Source organism: Planctomyces sp. SH-PL62, from assembly GCF_001610895.1.
Lineage (GTDB): Bacteria > Planctomycetota > Planctomycetia > Isosphaerales > Isosphaeraceae > Paludisphaera.
This window is the reverse complement of sequence record NZ_CP011273.1, coordinates 6,160,437-6,177,032: the sequence shown is the minus strand read 5'-3', so window position 1 is coordinate 6,177,032 and position 16,596 is coordinate 6,160,437. Positions and strand designations below refer to the sequence as shown.

At 69.7% G+C, this 16,596-nt stretch carries 15 protein-coding genes and 1 other RNA gene; 9 read left to right on the top strand and 7 right to left on the bottom strand.

Annotated features, from left to right (window positions below; all coding sequences use genetic code 11):
• Window positions 1-529 precede the first annotated feature (529 nt).
• Together VT85_RS27115 and VT85_RS27110 are read left to right on the top strand one after the other, a co-directional pair.
• A complete protein-coding gene (locus tag VT85_RS27115) occupies window positions 530-1,624 on the top strand; it encodes a DUF1559 domain-containing protein (protein ID WP_197490983.1) in 1,095 nt (364 codons plus the stop codon).
• Window positions 1,561-2,664 (top strand): DUF1573 domain-containing protein, encoded by a 1,104-nt coding sequence (locus tag VT85_RS27110; protein WP_082858864.1) that lies wholly within the window; start codon window positions 1,561-1,563, stop codon window positions 2,662-2,664. The genes VT85_RS27115 and VT85_RS27110 overlap by 64 nt, the downstream gene beginning before the upstream one ends.
• A 134-nt stretch (window positions 2,665-2,798) precedes the next feature.
• Here VT85_RS27110 and VT85_RS24150 read toward each other — a convergent pair whose 3' ends face one another.
• Complete coding sequence (locus VT85_RS24150; RefSeq protein WP_082858863.1) at window positions 2,799-3,215, bottom strand: ComEA family DNA-binding protein; 417 nt, start codon at window positions 3,213-3,215, stop codon at window positions 2,799-2,801.
• A gap of 112 nt (window positions 3,216-3,327) precedes the next feature.
• Entirely contained in the window at window positions 3,328-3,879 is a 552-nt protein-coding gene (locus VT85_RS28010; RefSeq protein WP_068420680.1) for a PEP-CTERM sorting domain-containing protein, read from the bottom strand.
• Between the two features lie 672 nt (window positions 3,880-4,551).
• Here VT85_RS28010 and VT85_RS24140 point away from each other — a divergent pair.
• From VT85_RS24140 to VT85_RS24125, 4 genes are all read left to right on the top strand, one after another.
• Window positions 4,552-5,625, top strand: coding sequence for a sugar ABC transporter substrate-binding protein (locus VT85_RS24140; RefSeq protein WP_068420677.1), 1,074 nt, complete (start codon window positions 4,552-4,554; stop codon window positions 5,623-5,625).
• Between the two features lie 13 nt (window positions 5,626-5,638).
• Complete coding sequence (gene nadC / locus VT85_RS24135) at window positions 5,639-6,577, top strand: carboxylating nicotinate-nucleotide diphosphorylase (RefSeq protein WP_231871435.1); 939 nt, start codon at window positions 5,639-5,641, stop codon at window positions 6,575-6,577.
• Complete coding sequence (locus VT85_RS24130) at window positions 6,574-7,656, top strand: biotin--[acetyl-CoA-carboxylase] ligase (RefSeq protein ID WP_197490981.1); 1,083 nt, start codon at window positions 6,574-6,576, stop codon at window positions 7,654-7,656. The genes nadC and VT85_RS24130 overlap by 4 nt, the downstream gene beginning before the upstream one ends.
• A 138-nt stretch (window positions 7,657-7,794) precedes the next feature.
• Window positions 7,795-8,205: a hypothetical protein gene (locus tag VT85_RS24125; RefSeq protein ID WP_068420675.1), complete on the top strand. Its 411-nt coding sequence runs from the start codon at window positions 7,795-7,797 to the stop codon at window positions 8,203-8,205.
• Here the strand turns inward: VT85_RS24125 and VT85_RS24120 are convergent.
• Window positions 8,171-9,580 carry a sialidase family protein gene (locus VT85_RS24120; protein ID WP_068420673.1) on the bottom strand — a complete coding sequence of 470 codons (1,410 nt, stop codon included), beginning with the start codon at window positions 9,578-9,580 and terminating at the stop codon, window positions 8,171-8,173. The genes VT85_RS24125 and VT85_RS24120 overlap by 35 nt on opposite strands.
• Window positions 9,581-9,781: 201 nt before the next feature.
• Window positions 9,782-10,257, bottom strand: an RNA gene (gene rnpB, locus VT85_RS24115) — RNase P RNA component class A.
• Window positions 10,258-10,556: 299 nt separating this feature from the next.
• Here rnpB and VT85_RS24110 point away from each other — a divergent pair.
• Window positions 10,557-11,057, top strand: coding sequence for an aminoacyl-tRNA deacylase (locus VT85_RS24110; protein WP_068420671.1), 501 nt, complete (start codon window positions 10,557-10,559; stop codon window positions 11,055-11,057).
• Window positions 11,058-11,417: 360 nt separating this feature from the next.
• The gene (locus tag VT85_RS24105; RefSeq protein ID WP_197490980.1) at window positions 11,418-12,404 is read left to right on the top strand and encodes an acyl-ACP desaturase; all 987 of its coding nucleotides are present in this window, start codon (window positions 11,418-11,420) and stop codon (window positions 12,402-12,404) included.
• Window positions 12,405-12,550: 146 nt separating this feature from the next.
• Here the strand turns inward: VT85_RS24105 and VT85_RS24100 are convergent, their stop codons facing one another.
• The 3 genes from VT85_RS24100 to VT85_RS24090 form a co-directional block, all read right to left on the bottom strand.
• Window positions 12,551-13,876 (bottom strand): hypothetical protein, encoded by a 1,326-nt coding sequence (locus VT85_RS24100; protein WP_068420666.1) that lies wholly within the window; start codon window positions 13,874-13,876, stop codon window positions 12,551-12,553.
• Window positions 13,877-14,058: 182 nt separating this feature from the next.
• Window positions 14,059-15,009, bottom strand: coding sequence for a serine/threonine-protein kinase (locus VT85_RS24095; protein ID WP_068420663.1), 951 nt, complete (start codon window positions 15,007-15,009; stop codon window positions 14,059-14,061).
• Entirely contained in the window at window positions 15,006-15,605 is a 600-nt protein-coding gene (locus tag VT85_RS24090; protein ID WP_068420661.1) for an RNA polymerase sigma factor, read from the bottom strand. Before VT85_RS24090 ends, VT85_RS24095 begins: the two co-directional genes overlap by 4 nt.
• 177 nt (window positions 15,606-15,782) lie before the next feature.
• On the opposite strand from VT85_RS24090, the gene VT85_RS24085 reads away from it, so the two are divergent.
• Window positions 15,783-16,562 carry a PEP-CTERM sorting domain-containing protein gene (locus tag VT85_RS24085; RefSeq protein ID WP_068420658.1) on the top strand — a complete coding sequence of 260 codons (780 nt, stop codon included), beginning with the start codon at window positions 15,783-15,785 and terminating at the stop codon, window positions 16,560-16,562.
• Window positions 16,563-16,596 lie beyond the last annotated feature (34 nt).

Below are 16,596 nucleotides of genomic sequence, written 5' to 3'. Positions count from 1 at the left end.
TCCCACTTCATTGTTTAAGAGTCCTATTAGGAGAAGCACAGCATGAGAATCAATCGCTTCCTGGCGACGATTTCCAAAATGGCTCTCGCTACTCTCCTGCTCGGCGTGGCGGTCGTCGCAAGCAGGTCCCATGCCGGCGACGCCACCCCCTACTCGTATTGCGGGCCCGGCGGCACGAGGTGCCCCGAGCCGACCGACACGGCTTTCTGTCCAGAGCCGAAAAGCGATACGAATTACTACTGTGACACGGGTACAGATCCTCAGCAGTGCCTCGGTCCATCGCTGGGGTCTTGCCTGGACCTGACGCCGGACAACGCGCCAGCGGGTGCGTATCCGTGCGGATTCCAGCATGGATGCGCAACCGGAGTCTCACTCAGGACGCCTGATAACGAGCCTATCCACTGCTCTCAGGTCTATACGAAGTGCATGAGTGGATCCTGAAGGGGGCGAGACAGAGGCGTGGAAGTCGGCGACCTCGACGAAGGCTCTCGCCGACTTCCACGCCTCCCTTTTCTGGAGTGCGGTCTTGATGTCTGACTTTTTGAGCCAATTTATGACGGGCTCTTTAAAGACCCGGATTCCTTATGTAAGTCGAACCGACTGGCACTTGTTTAGTCGTCGCTCGGGCTATACCCTCGTCGAACTGCTCGTCGTCGTCGGCATCATTGGCCTTGTTGCATCGATCACCATACCCGCTGTCCAGGCTGCTCGGGAAGCCGCCAGGCGAGCGACGTGCGGCAATAACTTGAGGCAGCTCGGCCTTGCATTACACGGATACAATGCAACGTACTCCGTTTTCCCTTCCGCGTGCGGGATGCCCAATTTCGAGGGCCTCAATCCCTATTACATGAAACAGTATTCAGTTCTCACGCAGGTGCTTCCGAACCTGGACGAACGAGCTCTGTACGACCAGCTTAATTTCGACGCTTCCGTCGAAGACTACTACCTCGAACCACCGCCCGATGGACTTGGATCGAACCCCAACTTCACGGTCATGTCCACACGTTTGGGCGTCGCGCTCTGCCCGTCGGACGCCGGGGGCGGCGCGTCCGGCTGGGGCGGCGGAGTGAATTATCGGGTCAATCTCGGCATCGACCGCTGGCCGACGCTCCTGGACTCGCCTTTCAACGGGCCGATCATGAGCTATCGCTGTTCGCCGCCCTCCGCGACGTCCGACGGGTTGAGCCAGACGATCATGCTGGGCGAGAAGCTGAGGGGGACCGCGGGCGGAGCCAGGCCGAACCCCAGGACGGCCATGTTCAAGGGAGGAGCCGGTCTACCGTTCAGCGCCGAGGAATCGTTGAGCAAATGCCGCGACCGACGAGATGCGGCAAGCGGTTTCTACACGACGTCGGGGCTGAGTTGGTTCATCGGCACGCTTGGACATACCTGCTACAACCACGTCATCTCGCCGAACGCCCCAGATCCGGACTGTGTGCTGCCGTCGGGAAACCCAATCAGCGGACTGATCGGAGCGAGGAGCAACCATCCTTCCGGCGTCCAGGCGATGATGGCCGACGGCTCCGTGAGATTCATGTCCAGTTCTATACAACCGAACGTATGGCGGGCGTTAGGCACTCGTGGCGCCAACGATATCGCATCTGGAGAAGGGCAGCATCAATGATTCAGCCGACGCGCCTCCGAGTCATGCTCTTCTTGACCGCGGCAGCAGCGACCGCCTTGTCGTTCGCACTGAACCGTTTCAGCCCGCAGGAGCATGCTTCCGCCTTTTCAGTGGCACCAAACTCGCAACGCATGATCGCCCCCGAAGGGAATCGAACGATCGTCGCCTTCTACAGGGTCTCAAATTCGGGATCGCGGCCACTGACCTTCGGGCGAACCTCCACCACCTGCGGCTGTAGCCTGGCGTCCATCTCGCCCAAATGCATCAAGCCCGGAGAAGAGGCCGTGATAACCATTCAAGGCACTCCTCCTCCAAGCGGCGAGAAGACCGTGAGGGCTGAGGTCCAGACAGATGACCCGAACGGGAAATCGGTGATTCTGGACCTCACGATGGTCGGCAACGCCGCGCCGCCTTTCGTTGCCAAGGACTCGGGTCCGGTCCACTTCGGCGAGGTGTTCGAGAGACCGGCTCGGCAAACATTCTGGATCGTGGCTACGGAGAATGCAAAAGATGCTCCCTGGCTTTCGGTCCCCCAATCCTCCCAGGAACTCTCTCTCGATGGTGGAATGGTCGAGGAAAAGATTGTAGGTGACCTGGCTTTTAGGAAATATGAGTTTTCGGTCGATCTGGAGGTTCCGGACTCGCCGGGTACTTACGCGGGCGTCGTCAAGTTCAGCCCTCCCGGGCAACCGCCCCACGAGGTGAAGGTGCAGGCGGTGTTCCGGTCGGCCGTTTTCGCCATACCGCCCGTCCTCTACGCGAGTTCCGCACCGGGAGAGCCTTCTCCTGAGTTCGTCGTCCGGCTCAAATCGCTGAATGAGGGTTTTAGCCTGAGCGTGAAGCCTCCGAAGAATTCGGGCGATTCTCTTGAGGTGAGGCCCCTAGCCGGAGAGGACGACTCAGCTTTTCGGGTCTTGTGGCGAGGCTCTTCAAGCGAGACAACGACACGTCGCCTGGTGTTCACCACGAATCACCCAAAAATGCCGGAGGTCGTCGTTCCCCTGACTATTAAAGGAACGGGGATAACCGCGTCGCGTTAACTCCGAACGACCCCATGATCGCGACGGCACCGCTCGCCGCCGGTAGGTTTTAGCAAGCGAACGTGCAGGCATCGAGTGGTCGAGAAGCCAGGCAATCTTGCGGTCTCGAAACCGCACAGGTTGAGATCGGCCCGTCAGTCAGCGGGCCGGGGGCGGAACTTCGCGGGGGCGGGCGGCGACCGCGGGGGGAAGCGGAGGTGGGGGGCGATCCGGGCGAGGGTGGTCGGGCCGACGCCTCGGGCGCGTCGGCCGAGGTCGGAGAGGCTGAGGAACGGGGCCTCGGCGCGGCGGGCGTCGATCTCGCGGGCGAGGGCCGGGCCGATGCCGGGGAGCGCGGAGAGGACCTCGACCGGGGCCGTTTCGAGGTCCAGGACGAGCCTCGGCGCGGGGGGCGGGGCGGGGGCGTCCTCGGGGCGTCGCGCGGGGGCGAGGGCCAGCATGGCCAGGCCCGCGACCACGACAACGACCGTCAGGACGACGCGATCGGAGGTCGACCAGAACCCGGGACGCCGGCCCGGGGACCTGGATATATGTTCCGTAAATCCTGACATGGCCGTCCGTTGCGTGCGACGATCGACATGAGAGCCGCCGCAACGAACGTACTACTCCGCGCCGCCGGCGACAAGGACGGTCCTCGATCGCCGCGCGGCGCGTCGCCCGGCGTCAACGCGGGCGGCGGCGGGCCCGCTGGAAGAACAGGCCCACGGTCAGGATGGCCACGGCGAACATCAGGAACGTGGCGGGCTCGGGCACGACGGCCTGCGGGCCGGTCGGGCCGGGAGGGGTCGTTCCGCCCTGGCCCGCGGGAGGGTTCAGCGGCGGGACGACCGGCGGCGTGACGATCGGCGGCGTGACGATCGGCGGCGGGACGACCGGCGGGATGATCGTCGGCGGGATGAGCACCTGCGGGTCGGCCGGGGTCGGGACGACGGGGGTCGTCGCCTCCGGCCCGCGCATGTGCCCTTCCCAATCCTTGACGCCCTGCTGGGCGGGCGGGGACGGCGGCATGGGCGCCCCCCCGAGCTCGATCAGACGGCCCACGTTGGGGTGGTAGAAATTGAAGCGGCCCGGATTCAGGCTGTGTCGGAACTCCAGCGCCCGCCACGCGTTCGTATCCGGCAGTTGCCCGTTGTTCGCGGACTGATAGGCCTGGGCCGCGAAAATCTGTTTCGCGTGCTGAACTTCCCACTTCGACGGAGGGACGACGAAACCCATCTGTTGCAACTCCTCGATCGGCGCCTGCGTCCGATGCCGAACGCGTGATTCATCCTTGAGGTCCGACCTGTTCGATTGACACGACCTTCGCGCACCACCGCTCCAGGACGAAAGCGCGACCGGCCGGCGGCGATTCGCGGCGGCGATTCCGGCGTGCGTCGCCGGGTCCGCTGGAAATCACGCGGAAGCTCGTGTCTCCGGGCCCTCGGCCGACGTTCATCGGGGCCGATGCGGGCCTGGATCCTCGCGGCTCGCCCGCCCATCGCGGCGTCTGCGACGTCCGACGGAGGGGAACCTCGATCAGCCTGCGTTCTACCAGGTTTTACAATCCTGCCAAGCTCATGTGTCAAGCTAGTCCGCAGAACGCGATGTTTGCGTGGATTCACTCTGCGTCTCCCCGAAATCCGCCGAGTTTTCTCACCGGATCGCCTGGAATGTCGCGAGGAGGCGTCGAATCGTCGGAAATTCAGGACGTCGCCTCCCTGTCCGCGAGGTCGCGTCCGGCCGCGGATTTCCCAGGCGAGGCCTCTCCCCAGATCCGCCGTCGCACGGCGAAAGCGAAGGGCCTGGGGATCGATGGATTCGACTTTTCCGCCCCATGTGCGCGCGGGGTGGCTTGGGATACACTACGGACGATTGAAAACGGTGTCTCAACGGAGGAATTCGGAACTCATGACGCGCTTCGGATTCGCTGGGACGGGCCTTCGCGGTCGTCTGGTCGGGCTGGTTGGGGCGGCTTTCTGGCTGGTCGCGTCGGGCTGCGAAGGGCCGAAGCCGCCGAGCGCCTCGGGGCTGGGCCGGTCGACGGTCGTCGCGTCGGGCAAGGGCGTCAGGACCCTGGAGCTGGTCCCCTCGCCAAAGCCCGCCGCCGACATGGACTACGTGAGGAATGCCGCGCGAATCCAGGCGGGGCTGGACACGAGCCGGATCCAGGTGGCCGACGCCTCGGTGGGCGTCCAGGCGGACCTGGTGCGGCAGGCGATCCTTCGGGAGCCGCCGGCCCTGATCATCGAGGCCCCCGCCGAGCCCGACGCGGAACTGAACCGCGCCGCGGGCGAGGCGCGGGCGAAGGGGATCCCGGTCGTGGCCCTGGGCCGCTCGCTGGGCGAATCGGCGGGGGGGCCGGGGCGTGAGATCGTCGTCGCGCCGAAGCCGTTCCGCGAATCGGCCGACCGGATCGTCGAGCTGGCCATGCGCAACGCCGGCAACGGCAAGGTCGATCCCAAGGCGGGTGCCGCGATCCTCGCCGAGACCCCGAGCGACCCGACGATCGGCGAACGCCTGGTCGCGCTGAAGGAGGCCCTCGCCGCCGCCGGCGTGGCCGAGGTCGGCGAGGTCCGCTTCGCTCGCGATCTGGAGGCGGCCCGGGCCGTGCTGCTCGACTACCTGAAGGCCCACCCCAAGACGACGCTGGTCCTGGGGGCCGACGGCTTCGGCGTGGACGTGGCCGAGGACGTCGCCGGCGATGCCGCCAAGGACGGCCGCCCTTACGTCGTCGCCGGCTACAGCGCCGACGAGTCGAACGCCAAGTCGCAGACGCAGGTGGGCGAATTCGCCGCGATCGGCGTCTACTCCTCGGACCGCCTCGTTCGCAAGGGGGTGAACGTCGCGGCCAAGCTCGTGCGCGGGGAGACGATCGGAGATCGGGTCGAGATGGAGACCCCCGTGCTCCCCTCGCCCATCTCCTCCGGCCTGGCGAAGGGGAGGCCCGAGCCCGTCGCGAAGGCGGCCGATCCCGACGAGTGACGACCGGATCGAGATGAAACGACGCGACGCGACGGAGGAAGGACGAGCGATGACCCACCCGGCCCCCGGCTTCGGCGACGCCGAGCGGCGCAACGCCGAAGCCCTCATCCGCATGGCCCTGGCCGAGGACCTCGGTGATCTCGGCGACGTGACCACTCAGGCGGTCATCCCCCCCCACGCTCGGGGTTCGGCCCGGCTGACGGCCAGGGCGCCGGGGGTGATCTCCGGCCTGCCGATCGTCGCCATGCTTCTTGAAGCGTTCGAGATCGCCGACGGCTGGCGGCCTCGCAAGGTCGACGGCGACCGCATCGCGGCCGGCGAGGTCGTCGCCGAGCTGGTCGGGGACTTCCGCGCGATCCTCTCCCTGGAGCGGACCGCCCTGGATTTCGTCCAGCGCCTCAGCGGGGTCGCCACCCTGACCGCGCGGTTCGTCGCCAAGGTCGAGGGGACCGCCGCGAAGGTGCTCGACACCCGGAAGACCACCCCCGGCTGGCGGGCGCTGGAGAAGTACGCCGTCCGCTGCGGCGGCGGCTGCAACCACCGCATCGGCCTGTACGACGCGGTCCTCATCAAGGACAACCACCTGGCCTGGCTCAAGGTCGACGGCGTCGCCGATCCGATCCCCCACGCCGTCGCCGCCGCCCGCGCCGCCGCGCCGGCGGGGACGACCATCGAGGTCGAGGTCGACACGCTCGACCAGTTCGACGTCGCCCTGCAATGCCGGCCCGACATCGTTCTGGTCGACAATCTGGGCCCCGCCGCCCTGGTGGAAGCCGTCCGCCGCCGCGACGAGCGTGCGCCGGGCGTGCTGCTGGAATCCTCCGGCGGCGTGACGCTGGCCACGATCGCGGGGCTGGCGGGAACCGGGGTCGACCGGATCAGCGTGGGGGCCCTGACGCATTCGGCGATCGCCCTGGACGTGGCCTTCGACGTCTCCGCCGAAACCCCATGAGCGACTCGACGCCGCGGTCGACGTGGGCCGACCCCGCCCCGCCGGCCCTGAACGCGCCGCTGCTGGATCGGCTCCGCGAGTCGGCCGGATTCGTCCCCCTCGCGGACCTTCCCGGCGACCCCGCCGCCGTCGCCGCCGATCTCGACGCGCTGGCGGCGTTCGGCTTCGCGCTCGACCGCCGGGCCGACGGCGCCGTCGCCTATCGGGGGCCGTCGCCACGGCTCTGCCCGGACCAGATCGAGCACGCGCTGGGGACGTCGCGGATCGGCCGTCGACTGGCCGTGTGGAGCCGCCTCGGCAGCACCAACGACGCCGCCGCGCGGGGGGCCGAGTCGCTCGCCAACGACGGCCTGGTGGTGATGGCCGAGGAGCAGACCTCGGGCCGGGGCCGCCGGGGCCGTTCGTTCGTCGCCCCCGCGCGGTCCAGCTTGCTGATGTCGGTCCTGCTGTTCCCCCCCGCAGGCCTGGCGCCGCTGGGGAAGGATTCGACCTCGGGAGTCGCCTGGCTGACGATCGTGGGCTCGATCGCCGTCGCCGAGCTGGTCGCCGCCCGCACCGGGCGCGAGGCCCGCATCAAGTGGCCCAACGACGTCCGCGTGGACGGCCGCAAGGTGTGCGGCGTCCTCGTCGAGCGGGCGATCCGGCCGACCGTGTCCGACGGGGCCGGGACCGCCGTGGTCGTCGGCATCGGCCTGAACGTGAACGTCGCCGTTGAGGCGTTCCCCCCGGAGCTTCGCGACAAGGCCACGTCGCTCCGCATCCTGGCCGGTCGCGACTTCGACCGCTCGGACCTGGCCCGCGACCTGATCCGCCGCCTCGACCGCTGGTACGACGCCATCCTCCGCGAAGGCCCCTCGGCCCTCTCCCCCGCCTGGCGGGCCCTCTGCGAGCACCTCGGCCGCCCCGTCCGGATCACGACCGCGACGGGCGCCCTCGCCGGCCTCCTCGTCGACGTCGACCTGGAACTCGGCCTGACCCTTCAACCCGAACCCGAGGCCGGCCGCCCCGCCGGGATCGCCCGCATCCCCCTCGACGCCGTGGTCAGCCTGGAACCGCTCCCCTCGTCAATCGTCCGGTGACGCAAGCCTCGCAGGAAGATTTATTGATGCGGAGGCGGGATTCGCTATTATATCGAATTGAGCGGTGATCTCGCATCGATGGGACGATCCGGTCGACGGTTTCGGTCTCGTCCCGTAATCTCGCATGCGGAGGACGCCATGACGACTCGATGGACCGACCCGGATTTCCGGGACGACATCAAGCAGGGGGCGACGACCGACCGGGGGCCGATCCGTCTGGGCATGCGGCCCGCGTTCGTCCGGGTCGGCACGCTCCTCCTGCTCGCCATGCTCGGGGCGACGTTCGCGCTCGATCGATCGAGCCGTAGCGAAAGCCCGCGCAGGATCTGGCCGGCGGCGTACCGGATCGCGGCGCCGTTCCGGAGCCCGCAGCTCAGGATGACGCGAGGGGAGGGGATCGACCCCCGGATGATCGTCCCGGCGAGGCCGGGGATCGACGAGGCGATGATCCACCAGGCCCGGCCGGGGATCGACCCCCGGATGATCGTCCCGGCCGTCCCCGAGCCGCCCGTGTTCACAGCGCCGGCGCGACCCACTCCGGGCCGATGACCCGGCCCAGCAGGAAGAACTTGCGGTCGGGATACCAGAGCACGGCGCGGCCGTCGCGGACGGTGGAGCTGGCGTAGAGGGCCAGGTCGAGCCGACCGGGCGTCCCCGGCTTGCCCAGGGCGACGCCGTCGTGGTCCATGAAGAGGCGGGGCTCGTCGAACCAGACCGGCTGGTCGGCCCCGGGCTGGAATCGACCGGCGGCCAGGTGGATCGGCCGACGGTGCCGGCCGGTGTCCGCGGGGCCGAAGCCCTTGTAGTGGCCGTCGTGGTTGTGGAGGAAGAACGCGTATCGGCCGCTGCCGGCCGCCTCGCCCCCCACGTCATAGATCGGGCAGGGGGAGAGAGGGTGGAGCAGCGGGGCGCCGCCGTCTTTGCGCAGCAGGACGCGGGGCGTCGTCCAGGTCTCGCCGCCGTCGGCGCTCACCGACCAGAAAGGGCTGCCGGCGGCCGTCCGCATCACCACGAACAGGCGGCCGTCAGGGAGCTTCAGGATCGAGGGCTCCTGGCAGGTGCTCCGCGCGGGGTGGCCCGGGAACGGGACCGTCAGGGCCTTCTCGTTCGAGGCGAACCAGGAGATCCTGAGGTCGCGCGGCTCGGGCGACTCGTCGACGTTCTCGAAGCGCATGAACTCGACGCGGGAATCGGCCGCGCGCCAGTCCTTGATCGGGTTCGGGATGACGGCGTAGCTGGTCCACCGGGTGAAGCCGGCGAGGTACTTGCCCCCCTCGGCGAGCCGCAGGGGCTTCTGCCAGCAGAGCATGTTCGGCGGCATCGTCGGGTCGGGGTTGTCGTGGACGCTCCGCGCGACCGGCACGTCCTGGGGCTCCGACCACGTCGCGCCGGCGTCGTCGCTGAAGACGCCGCGGAGCCGGCCGGTGTGGTGGAAGAATGTGTCGAACTTGCCGATGTGCTGGCTGTACAACACGTAGATGCGTCCGGTCTTCGAGACGAGCGGGTAGCCCCAACTCGCCATGTGGCCGTCGCCGGGCTTCTTCGGGCCGGCCACGATCCGGGGAGGGCTCCAGGACTTCCCCTCGTCGTCGCTGCGGGCGAAGGCGATGTGCTGGTCCGCGGGCATCGCGGCCGAGTAGTTCTCGACCGAACTTTGCGTCCACACGGCCATCAAGGAGCCGTCCGGGCCGTCGAAGACCAGGAAGTGCTCGTTCCCCGTGTCGGCGATCTCGCCGTCGCGGACCCTGGGGACGAAGACGACGAAATCGGGCTTCGTGGCATTCAACTCCGTCGCCATCCGGGCGCGGAGGTCGGCGGCGTCCTTGATGATCTCCTTCGACTCCGAGGCCGGCTGCCCCAAGGCCGACGCCCCCCACGCCCCGAAGATCAGGGCGACGACCGACGCGTTCCGGAGACTCCGCATGGGCGATCCTCCCGAGGATTCGGCGCCCGCGCGACATGGCCCGGGCGGTTCGATTCGTCCGCCATGATAAGGCGCCGGCGGGCGACCATCGAGGCCATCGCGAGGGGCCGGGTCGTCAACTCGATTCGTTTCGATTCGATGTGCGTCGACTCCCCGGCCGGTCGGGAACGGGCGGGGGAGAGAAAGAAGAGGTGAGAGGGGGTCGCGGCGGGCGGCGTAAGCCGGATTCTGTCGAAGGTCGTGGGGACGGCAAGCCGCCCGTTCGGACCTCGGATGATCATTTCTCTGGGACGCCGGTCTCCCGACGCCTCAAGCGACCTACCCGGGAGTCGATGACGGATCGGGCCGACCCGTGCGGGACGAAGGCTCGCGAGGTCCGGTCGCCCGGCCCTTCGACGCCCACGCTGTTCCCGCTGCTCCCCTATTTGGCCTTGCTCCCGGTGGGGTTTGCCGAGCCAGACCGGTCACCCGGCCTGCTGGTGAGCTCTTACCTCACCGTTTCACCCTTACCGCGGTTTCAGGACGTGAATCCCTCCACCGAGGCGGTTTACTTTCTGTGGCACTTTCCCTATCCGAAGCGCGAACGCCCCGGACGGTGGGCGTTACCCACCACCGAGCCCTGTGGAGTCCGGACTTTCCTCCGCGGCAAGTCCCCCAGAACCGGTCCGCGCCCGCCGGGTCTCCCCGGTGCGCCCGTGCCGTCCTGGGGCGCCACGGCGATCATCTCACTCGCCGCGAGCCCCTTCACCATGATAGGAGGTTTCCCCCCTATTCCCAAGACGAATTCGACGCCGAATGGTTCGAAACCCTTTGTTGGATTCGTCGCCGGACTTTCAATCAGGGATGGCTTGAGGCTTTGGGAGGCTTGTGGCGATTGTGCCGAAGATTCGGGTCTCGAAAAGTCTAGGATGCGGTCGTCGGCCGGTCGAGGCGGCCCTATACTTCCGGCGACGACACTTCTTATGGAGGCACACCGATGTATCTCACCGAGTATCTCCGCAGTCGCCACGTCTGGTTCAAACCACTCCCGCACGCCCCGGCCTCGTCGGCGGAACGGCTGGCGAGTCGGCTGCACGTCTCGGGGCGGGCGGTCGCCAAGGCGGTGCTGGTCCGGGTCGGCGTCGAGGACTGGCTGGCGGTCCTGCCGGCCACCTCGCGGATCGACGTGGCCAGGCTGGCCGAGGCGCTCCTGCGCGACCCGTCCGAGGTCCGCCTGGCGACGATCGACGAGGTCGTCCGCCGCTTCCCCAACTGCGAGCCCGGGGCCCTCCCCCCGTTCGGCCGGATGTACGGGATCACGACGGTCCTGGACGCCTCGCTCGCCCTGCAACCGGAGATCGCCTTCGCCGGCCACACCCGGCACGAAAGCCTCCGGATGCGGTTCGCCGACTTCGAGGCCGTCGAGGCCCCCCTCCGCGCCGACTTCGCCGTCCCGATCGCCCCGGCGTTCGCATCGAGCCCCCGTCGAACCGGTTGAAGTCCGTTTTCCGGTCCACGCCCCGCGACGCCGCGTCCGAGCCCCCGCCTCCGGCTCGGGCGCGGCGTCCTCCCGCGACCAGGGAGTCGTCCACGCGCCGGAACTCTCGGGCGTCGTGGACGTAAGTCGAATGAAGCCAGACGGCTGCGCTCCGGCGCGTCGGCCCTGGTCGATCCCGTCGACGCCTCGTCGCGGCTGCGTCTACGAGCGTTGAGACGGCGGGGCGGTCGGCGGGGGCGGTCCCGCGACCGGACGGGCGCGCTTCCCGCGTAGGCAGCCGGGTCGATTTCCGGTAGTGTCGACTTTGCGGGATGCGATCGGTTTCGTCGTCAAGGATCGTTGGGGTGTCGTTCCGTGGATATGATCGAGAGTTTGGAAGGCCATGTCGCGGAACACCTGTCCCTGCTGACCCCGGTCGATCAGATCTGGCAGCCGACGGACTATCTGCCCGACCTGACCGCCGAGGATTGGGCCGATCGCCTGCGCGATTTCCGCGAGGCCGCGCGGGCGATCCCCGACGAGTTGCTCGTCGTCCTGGTCGGCAACATGGTGACCGAGGAGGCGCTGCCGAACTACGCCGTCTCCCTGGAGCACATCGCCAAGGACCCGACGGGCGCGGGCGAGGACCCCTGGGCCTGCTGGCTGCGGGGCTGGACCGCCGAGGAGAACCGCCACGGCGACCTGCTCAACGCCTACCTGCGGCTCACCGGCCGGGTCGACATGCGGGCGGTCGAGGTGACGATCCACAACCTGATCCGCAACGGCTTCGCCCCCGGTCACGAGACCCATCCTTATGAGGGGCTGATCTACGCCTCGTTCCAGGAGCGGGCGACCCGGATCACCCACGGGAACCTGGGCAAGCGGGCCGCCGAACAGGGCGAGCCGAATCTGGCGAAGATCTGCCGCAAGATCGCCGCCGACGAGACCCGCCACGAGGTCTTCTACACCCGCATGGTCGCCGAGCTGTTCGAGCGCGACCCGGAGACGGCGCTGATGTGCTATCGCGCGGTCCTCAAGCGGATCGTCACCATGCCCGGGAGCCGGATGACCGACGGTCGCGACCCGGACCTCTTCCAGCACTACGGCGAGGTGGTCCAGAGCACCGGCATCTACACCTCGCGCGACTACGCGTCGGTGATCCGCCACCTGAACGCCGCCTGGGACCTGGGGAACCGCTCGTTCTCCGGCAAGGCCGCCAAGGTGCAGGACTACCTCTGCAAGCAGCCCGAGCGCTACGAACGCCTCGCCGACGATCGCGAAGGAAAGCCGATGGAGGGGCCCGTCTCGTCCTTCTCCTGGATCCACAACCGCTCCCTCGGCGAAGCCCGACGCGGCCCGGCGCTCTGAGCTGATCCGATCTGATCGACGACGGCGAAGGCCCCCGGACGAGCGGGTTCATCGTCCCTCCGTCCCGGCCCTCGACGTCTGAGAGCCTGGCCCATCAGGCCGGAAAGACGTCGTCCGCTCCGTCCGTTCCTTCCCGCGACGGTCGCTCAGCGATCGGGTTCCGCGGCGACGAGTCGGACGAATTTCTCGCGGAGGCCGGCGAGATGGAGCCGGCAGGTCTCGTCGTCGGGGGCGAGTTCGAACGCGGCGGCGGCCTCGGTCAGGGCGGCGCGGAGGGAACGTTCGACGGCCCGAAGGTCGGGGACGGCCCAGGCGTTCTTGGCCTCTTGCTCCAGGGCCCGGCTCAGCATCAGGTGGGCGCCGACGGAGTCGGCGTCGCGGGCCGTCAGGGCGCGGGCCAGGGCGATCATCCAGCTCGCGTCGCGTCGGGATTCTTCGAGCCGACCGTCGCGCCGATCCTCGAACGCGCGAGTGCAGCCGAGCTGGCTGAGCCGCTCGAGGACCTCGGGCCGGAACGTCGAGGGGAGCCGCCGGGCGAACTGGGCGTCGAGCTGGGCCAGCACGCGACGGGCGGTCGCCTCGGCGTCGCGCCCCGCCATTGCGTCGGCCGTCGCGGACTCGCAAAGCCCCCGGGCCGCCAGGTCGGCCAGGAGGACCACCAGGCCGTGGGGGATCGGGGCGTCGTCGGGGAGCCGGTCGAACTCCCGCCAGACGTCGTCGGTGGACGTGGCCCGCTCCGCCCCGGGCGCCGGCTCCGCCCCCTGGCGGGCGATCGCCGCGAGCAGGCGGAGGGTGGGATCGCCGGATCGTCGAGCCCACTCGCGGAACATCTCGGCGTCGGCGAGGGATGCGCGACGTCCGGCGTCGGGGCCTGCCGACGCGGCCATCGCGTTCGCCAGGGCGTCGTGCGTGGAGCGGAGGGCCACGAACGCGTCAAGCGCACGCGGGTCGCCCGCGTGGGGGGCCAGGGCCCGCTCGGCGCGGCGGACGTCCTCGGCGGCCTCGGCCGGGTGGGCGAATTGCAGGGCGACATCGCCGCGCCGGAGGAGAATCTCGGCCCGAGCGACGTCGGCGTCGGCGTCGGCCGCCGGCCGATCGGGGCGGGCGTCGAGCAGGAGGAGGCCGTCGTCGAGAAGCCTGCGGACGCCGTCGCGGTCGCCGGCGCGGAGGCGGTAGCCGACGAGGCGCAGCTCCAGCCGGGCGATGGCGACGGCGTGGCGCGCGGCCAGCTCGGGCGTGCGTCGGAGCTTGGCCGCGAGCGCGAGCACGGCCGACGTCGCGTCGCCGGTGCGTTCGCTGGAGAACCGCTCCGGGGCCTCGACGGCCCCGCGGAGCAGGGCCACGAGGTCGGCGACCGCCGCGTCGGCCGTCGCTTCGCCGTCGAGCGCCCGCGCCAGCGCGGCCTCGGCGCGGCCGCGCTGGTGTTCGGAGCGTCGCCAGAGGGCGGTCAGGCCGATGAGGGCGACGAGCATCGTGGCGGCGAGCGCCGCGGCGAGCGCCGCGGGGATCGGTCGACGGCGGCACCAGCGCGCCAGCCTCCCGGCGCGCGAGATCGGCCGGGCGCGGATCGGGAAGCCGTCGAGCCAGCGCCGGAGGTCGTCGGCCAGGGCTTCGGCCGAGGCGTAGCGGCGGGCCGGGGCCTTCTCCAGCGCCTTCAGGACGATCGTCTCCAGGTCGCGGGGGACGCCCGGCGCGAGCGCTCGCGGGGCGTCGGCTCGGTCGTCCGCAGGAGGTCCAGCGTCTCGATCGGCGTGGCCCCCCGGAACGGCGGTCGGCCGACGAGCAGGTCGTAGAGGGTCGCCCCCAGGGCGAAGACGTCGGCGGCCGGGCCGAGCGCCCCGGTTCGCCCGGCGACCTGCTCCGGCGCCATGTAGGCGGGCGTTCCACGACCGCCGAACGTGGCCGAGGCGCCCGCCTCGATGGTCGAGCCGGCCTCTTCGCGGGCGATGCCGAAGTCGGAGAGCATCGGCGACAGCTCGGCCAGGCCGGCGTCGGGGGGGCCGTTCATCAGGATGTTCGACGGCTTGACGTCCAGGTGGAGCATCCCCGCGCGGTGGATCGCCCCGACCGCGCGAGCCACGGTCTCGACGAGCCTCGCGGCTTCGCGGGGGGGGATCGGGCCGGGGGCCAGGTCGCGGAGGCTGCCGCCGGGGATCAGGTCGAGCACCAGATAGTGGCGGCCGTCGTGCTCGCCGGCGTCGTAGAGGCGTACGATGTTCGGGTGCTGGACCCTGGCGATCGCGCGGGCCTCCTGGAGCCAACGCTCGCGGGCGCGGGCGTCGAGGCCCGGACCCCGAGCCAGGACTTTCACGGCGACCCGACGGCCGAGATGGGGCTGCACCGCCTCGTAGACCACGCCCGAGCCGCCTCGGCCCAGCTCCGCACCCAGGACGAATCCGGGGACCACGGGCGGAGGCGCGGGGGCGGGGTCGCTCGCCGGGCTCCCGCTCGTCTCGGTCGAGTCGAGCCGGGCGAGGCGTTCGAGCCGATCTCGGCAGTCCTCGCAGTCGGCGACGTGGGCTTCCAGAGCGCGGAAGGCGTCGGCGTCGAGCGAATCGGCCCCCAGGCGGCGGATGGTCTCGAGCGGGGGGCAGGGGGGCTTCACGATCGGGTCTCGGAATCGGCCTCTTCGCGGAGCATGCGGCGGACGCGCTTCTGGGCGGCGAAGGCGGCGGCGTACGAGAGCCCTGCGGCCTCCGCCGCCTCGCGCACCGAGACGTCGTCGACGGCGATGCTCCAGAAGAGCTCCCAGGTCCGGGCGTCGACTCGGCGGCGGACGGCCTCCTGCACGCGGGCGGCCTCGCGCAGAAGCGCGGGGCGGCTCGAATCCGCGGCGCCCTCGGGGTGGTCGTCGATCGGGACGTCGGCGACGCCCCCCGGCGTGGAGGGCTCGAACCGGGCCTCCTCGGCCCGCCGCCGCCGCCAATGATCCACGGCGCGGGAGCGGCAGAGCCGCCCCAGCCACGCGCGGAACCGCCGCCCCGGATCGAAGCGATAGCCGCGCATCCGTCCCGCCAACTCGATCCAGATCCGCTGGCAGAGTTCCTCGGTCGCGTCGGCGTCGAACCGATAAGAGCGCACGTTTCGACGGATCGCCCGGTCGTAGCGGCGGACGAACTCCGCCCAGGCGGCGTGGTCCGCCCAGTCTCCCAGGCGTTCCAGGAGGGCCCCGTCGGTCGTCTCGCCGTCGTGCAGGAGCATGCCGAGACTCCCCGGAGGAATCGATCCTCGATCCGATCTTCCCGCCGCGTTAATCCACTTCGTCATGGTTGGTGAACGATGTCGATGCGACTCATCGTACACGGTCGCGGGCCGCCCGACGACGCTGTTCTCGATTTGCCGCAAACGAGTCCTTTCCGCAACCAGGAGCCTCGCCCCATGCCCCGACTGAACGTTTCCCAGGCCGCCGGGATCGCCGCCGCCTGCCTCCTGGCGCTCGCCTCGCCCGCGAAAGCCGCCGACCTGATCGACTTCGAAACCCGCCCGAACGGCAACACGCCGACCGACGACGCGCGGCTAATCAACCCGTACGCCATCGAGGGAGGGGGCTCGGTTCGCTTCTACTTCGACGCCAACGGGAACAACACGTTCGACGACGGGGTGGATGTCGCGCCGCGGTTCGAGGCGATCGGCGAGGACGGGACGGACGGCTTCGTCTCCTCCACGACCCCTACCCAGACGGCCGACACCGCCCGGCGGGGCTACGGCCGGCAGCTCGGTCGCTGGTTCCTGCGCCAGCCCGACGGGATCGGCGTGCTGCCGGGGCCGTTCCTGATCGAGTACGACACGACGCAGGTCATCCGGGAGTTCTCGGGCGAGATCTGGGACATCGACGCCTCGGAGCGGTGGCTGGTCGACGTCCTGGACGCGTCGGGGTCGATCCTGGCCAGCCTGCTCTCGCCGCAAGGGGTCGGGCGCCAGGACCCCGCCTCGCTGGACAGCCTCCCCTGGAACTTCGGCTTCAAGGACCTGGCGGACGGGGTGAAGGCGATCCGGCTGAGCTTCGTGGGGACGAAGACCGACGGCATCGGGCTGGCGTTCAACAACTTCAGCCCGACCTTCGCGGTGACGGGCTCGGTGGTCCCCGAGCCCACGAGCCTGGTCCTGATGGGGGCCGGCCTGGCCGGGGTCGCGACGGCCTTCCGACGGCGGCGGTGACGCGAATCCCGGCCCTTCGTCCGCTCCCTCAAGG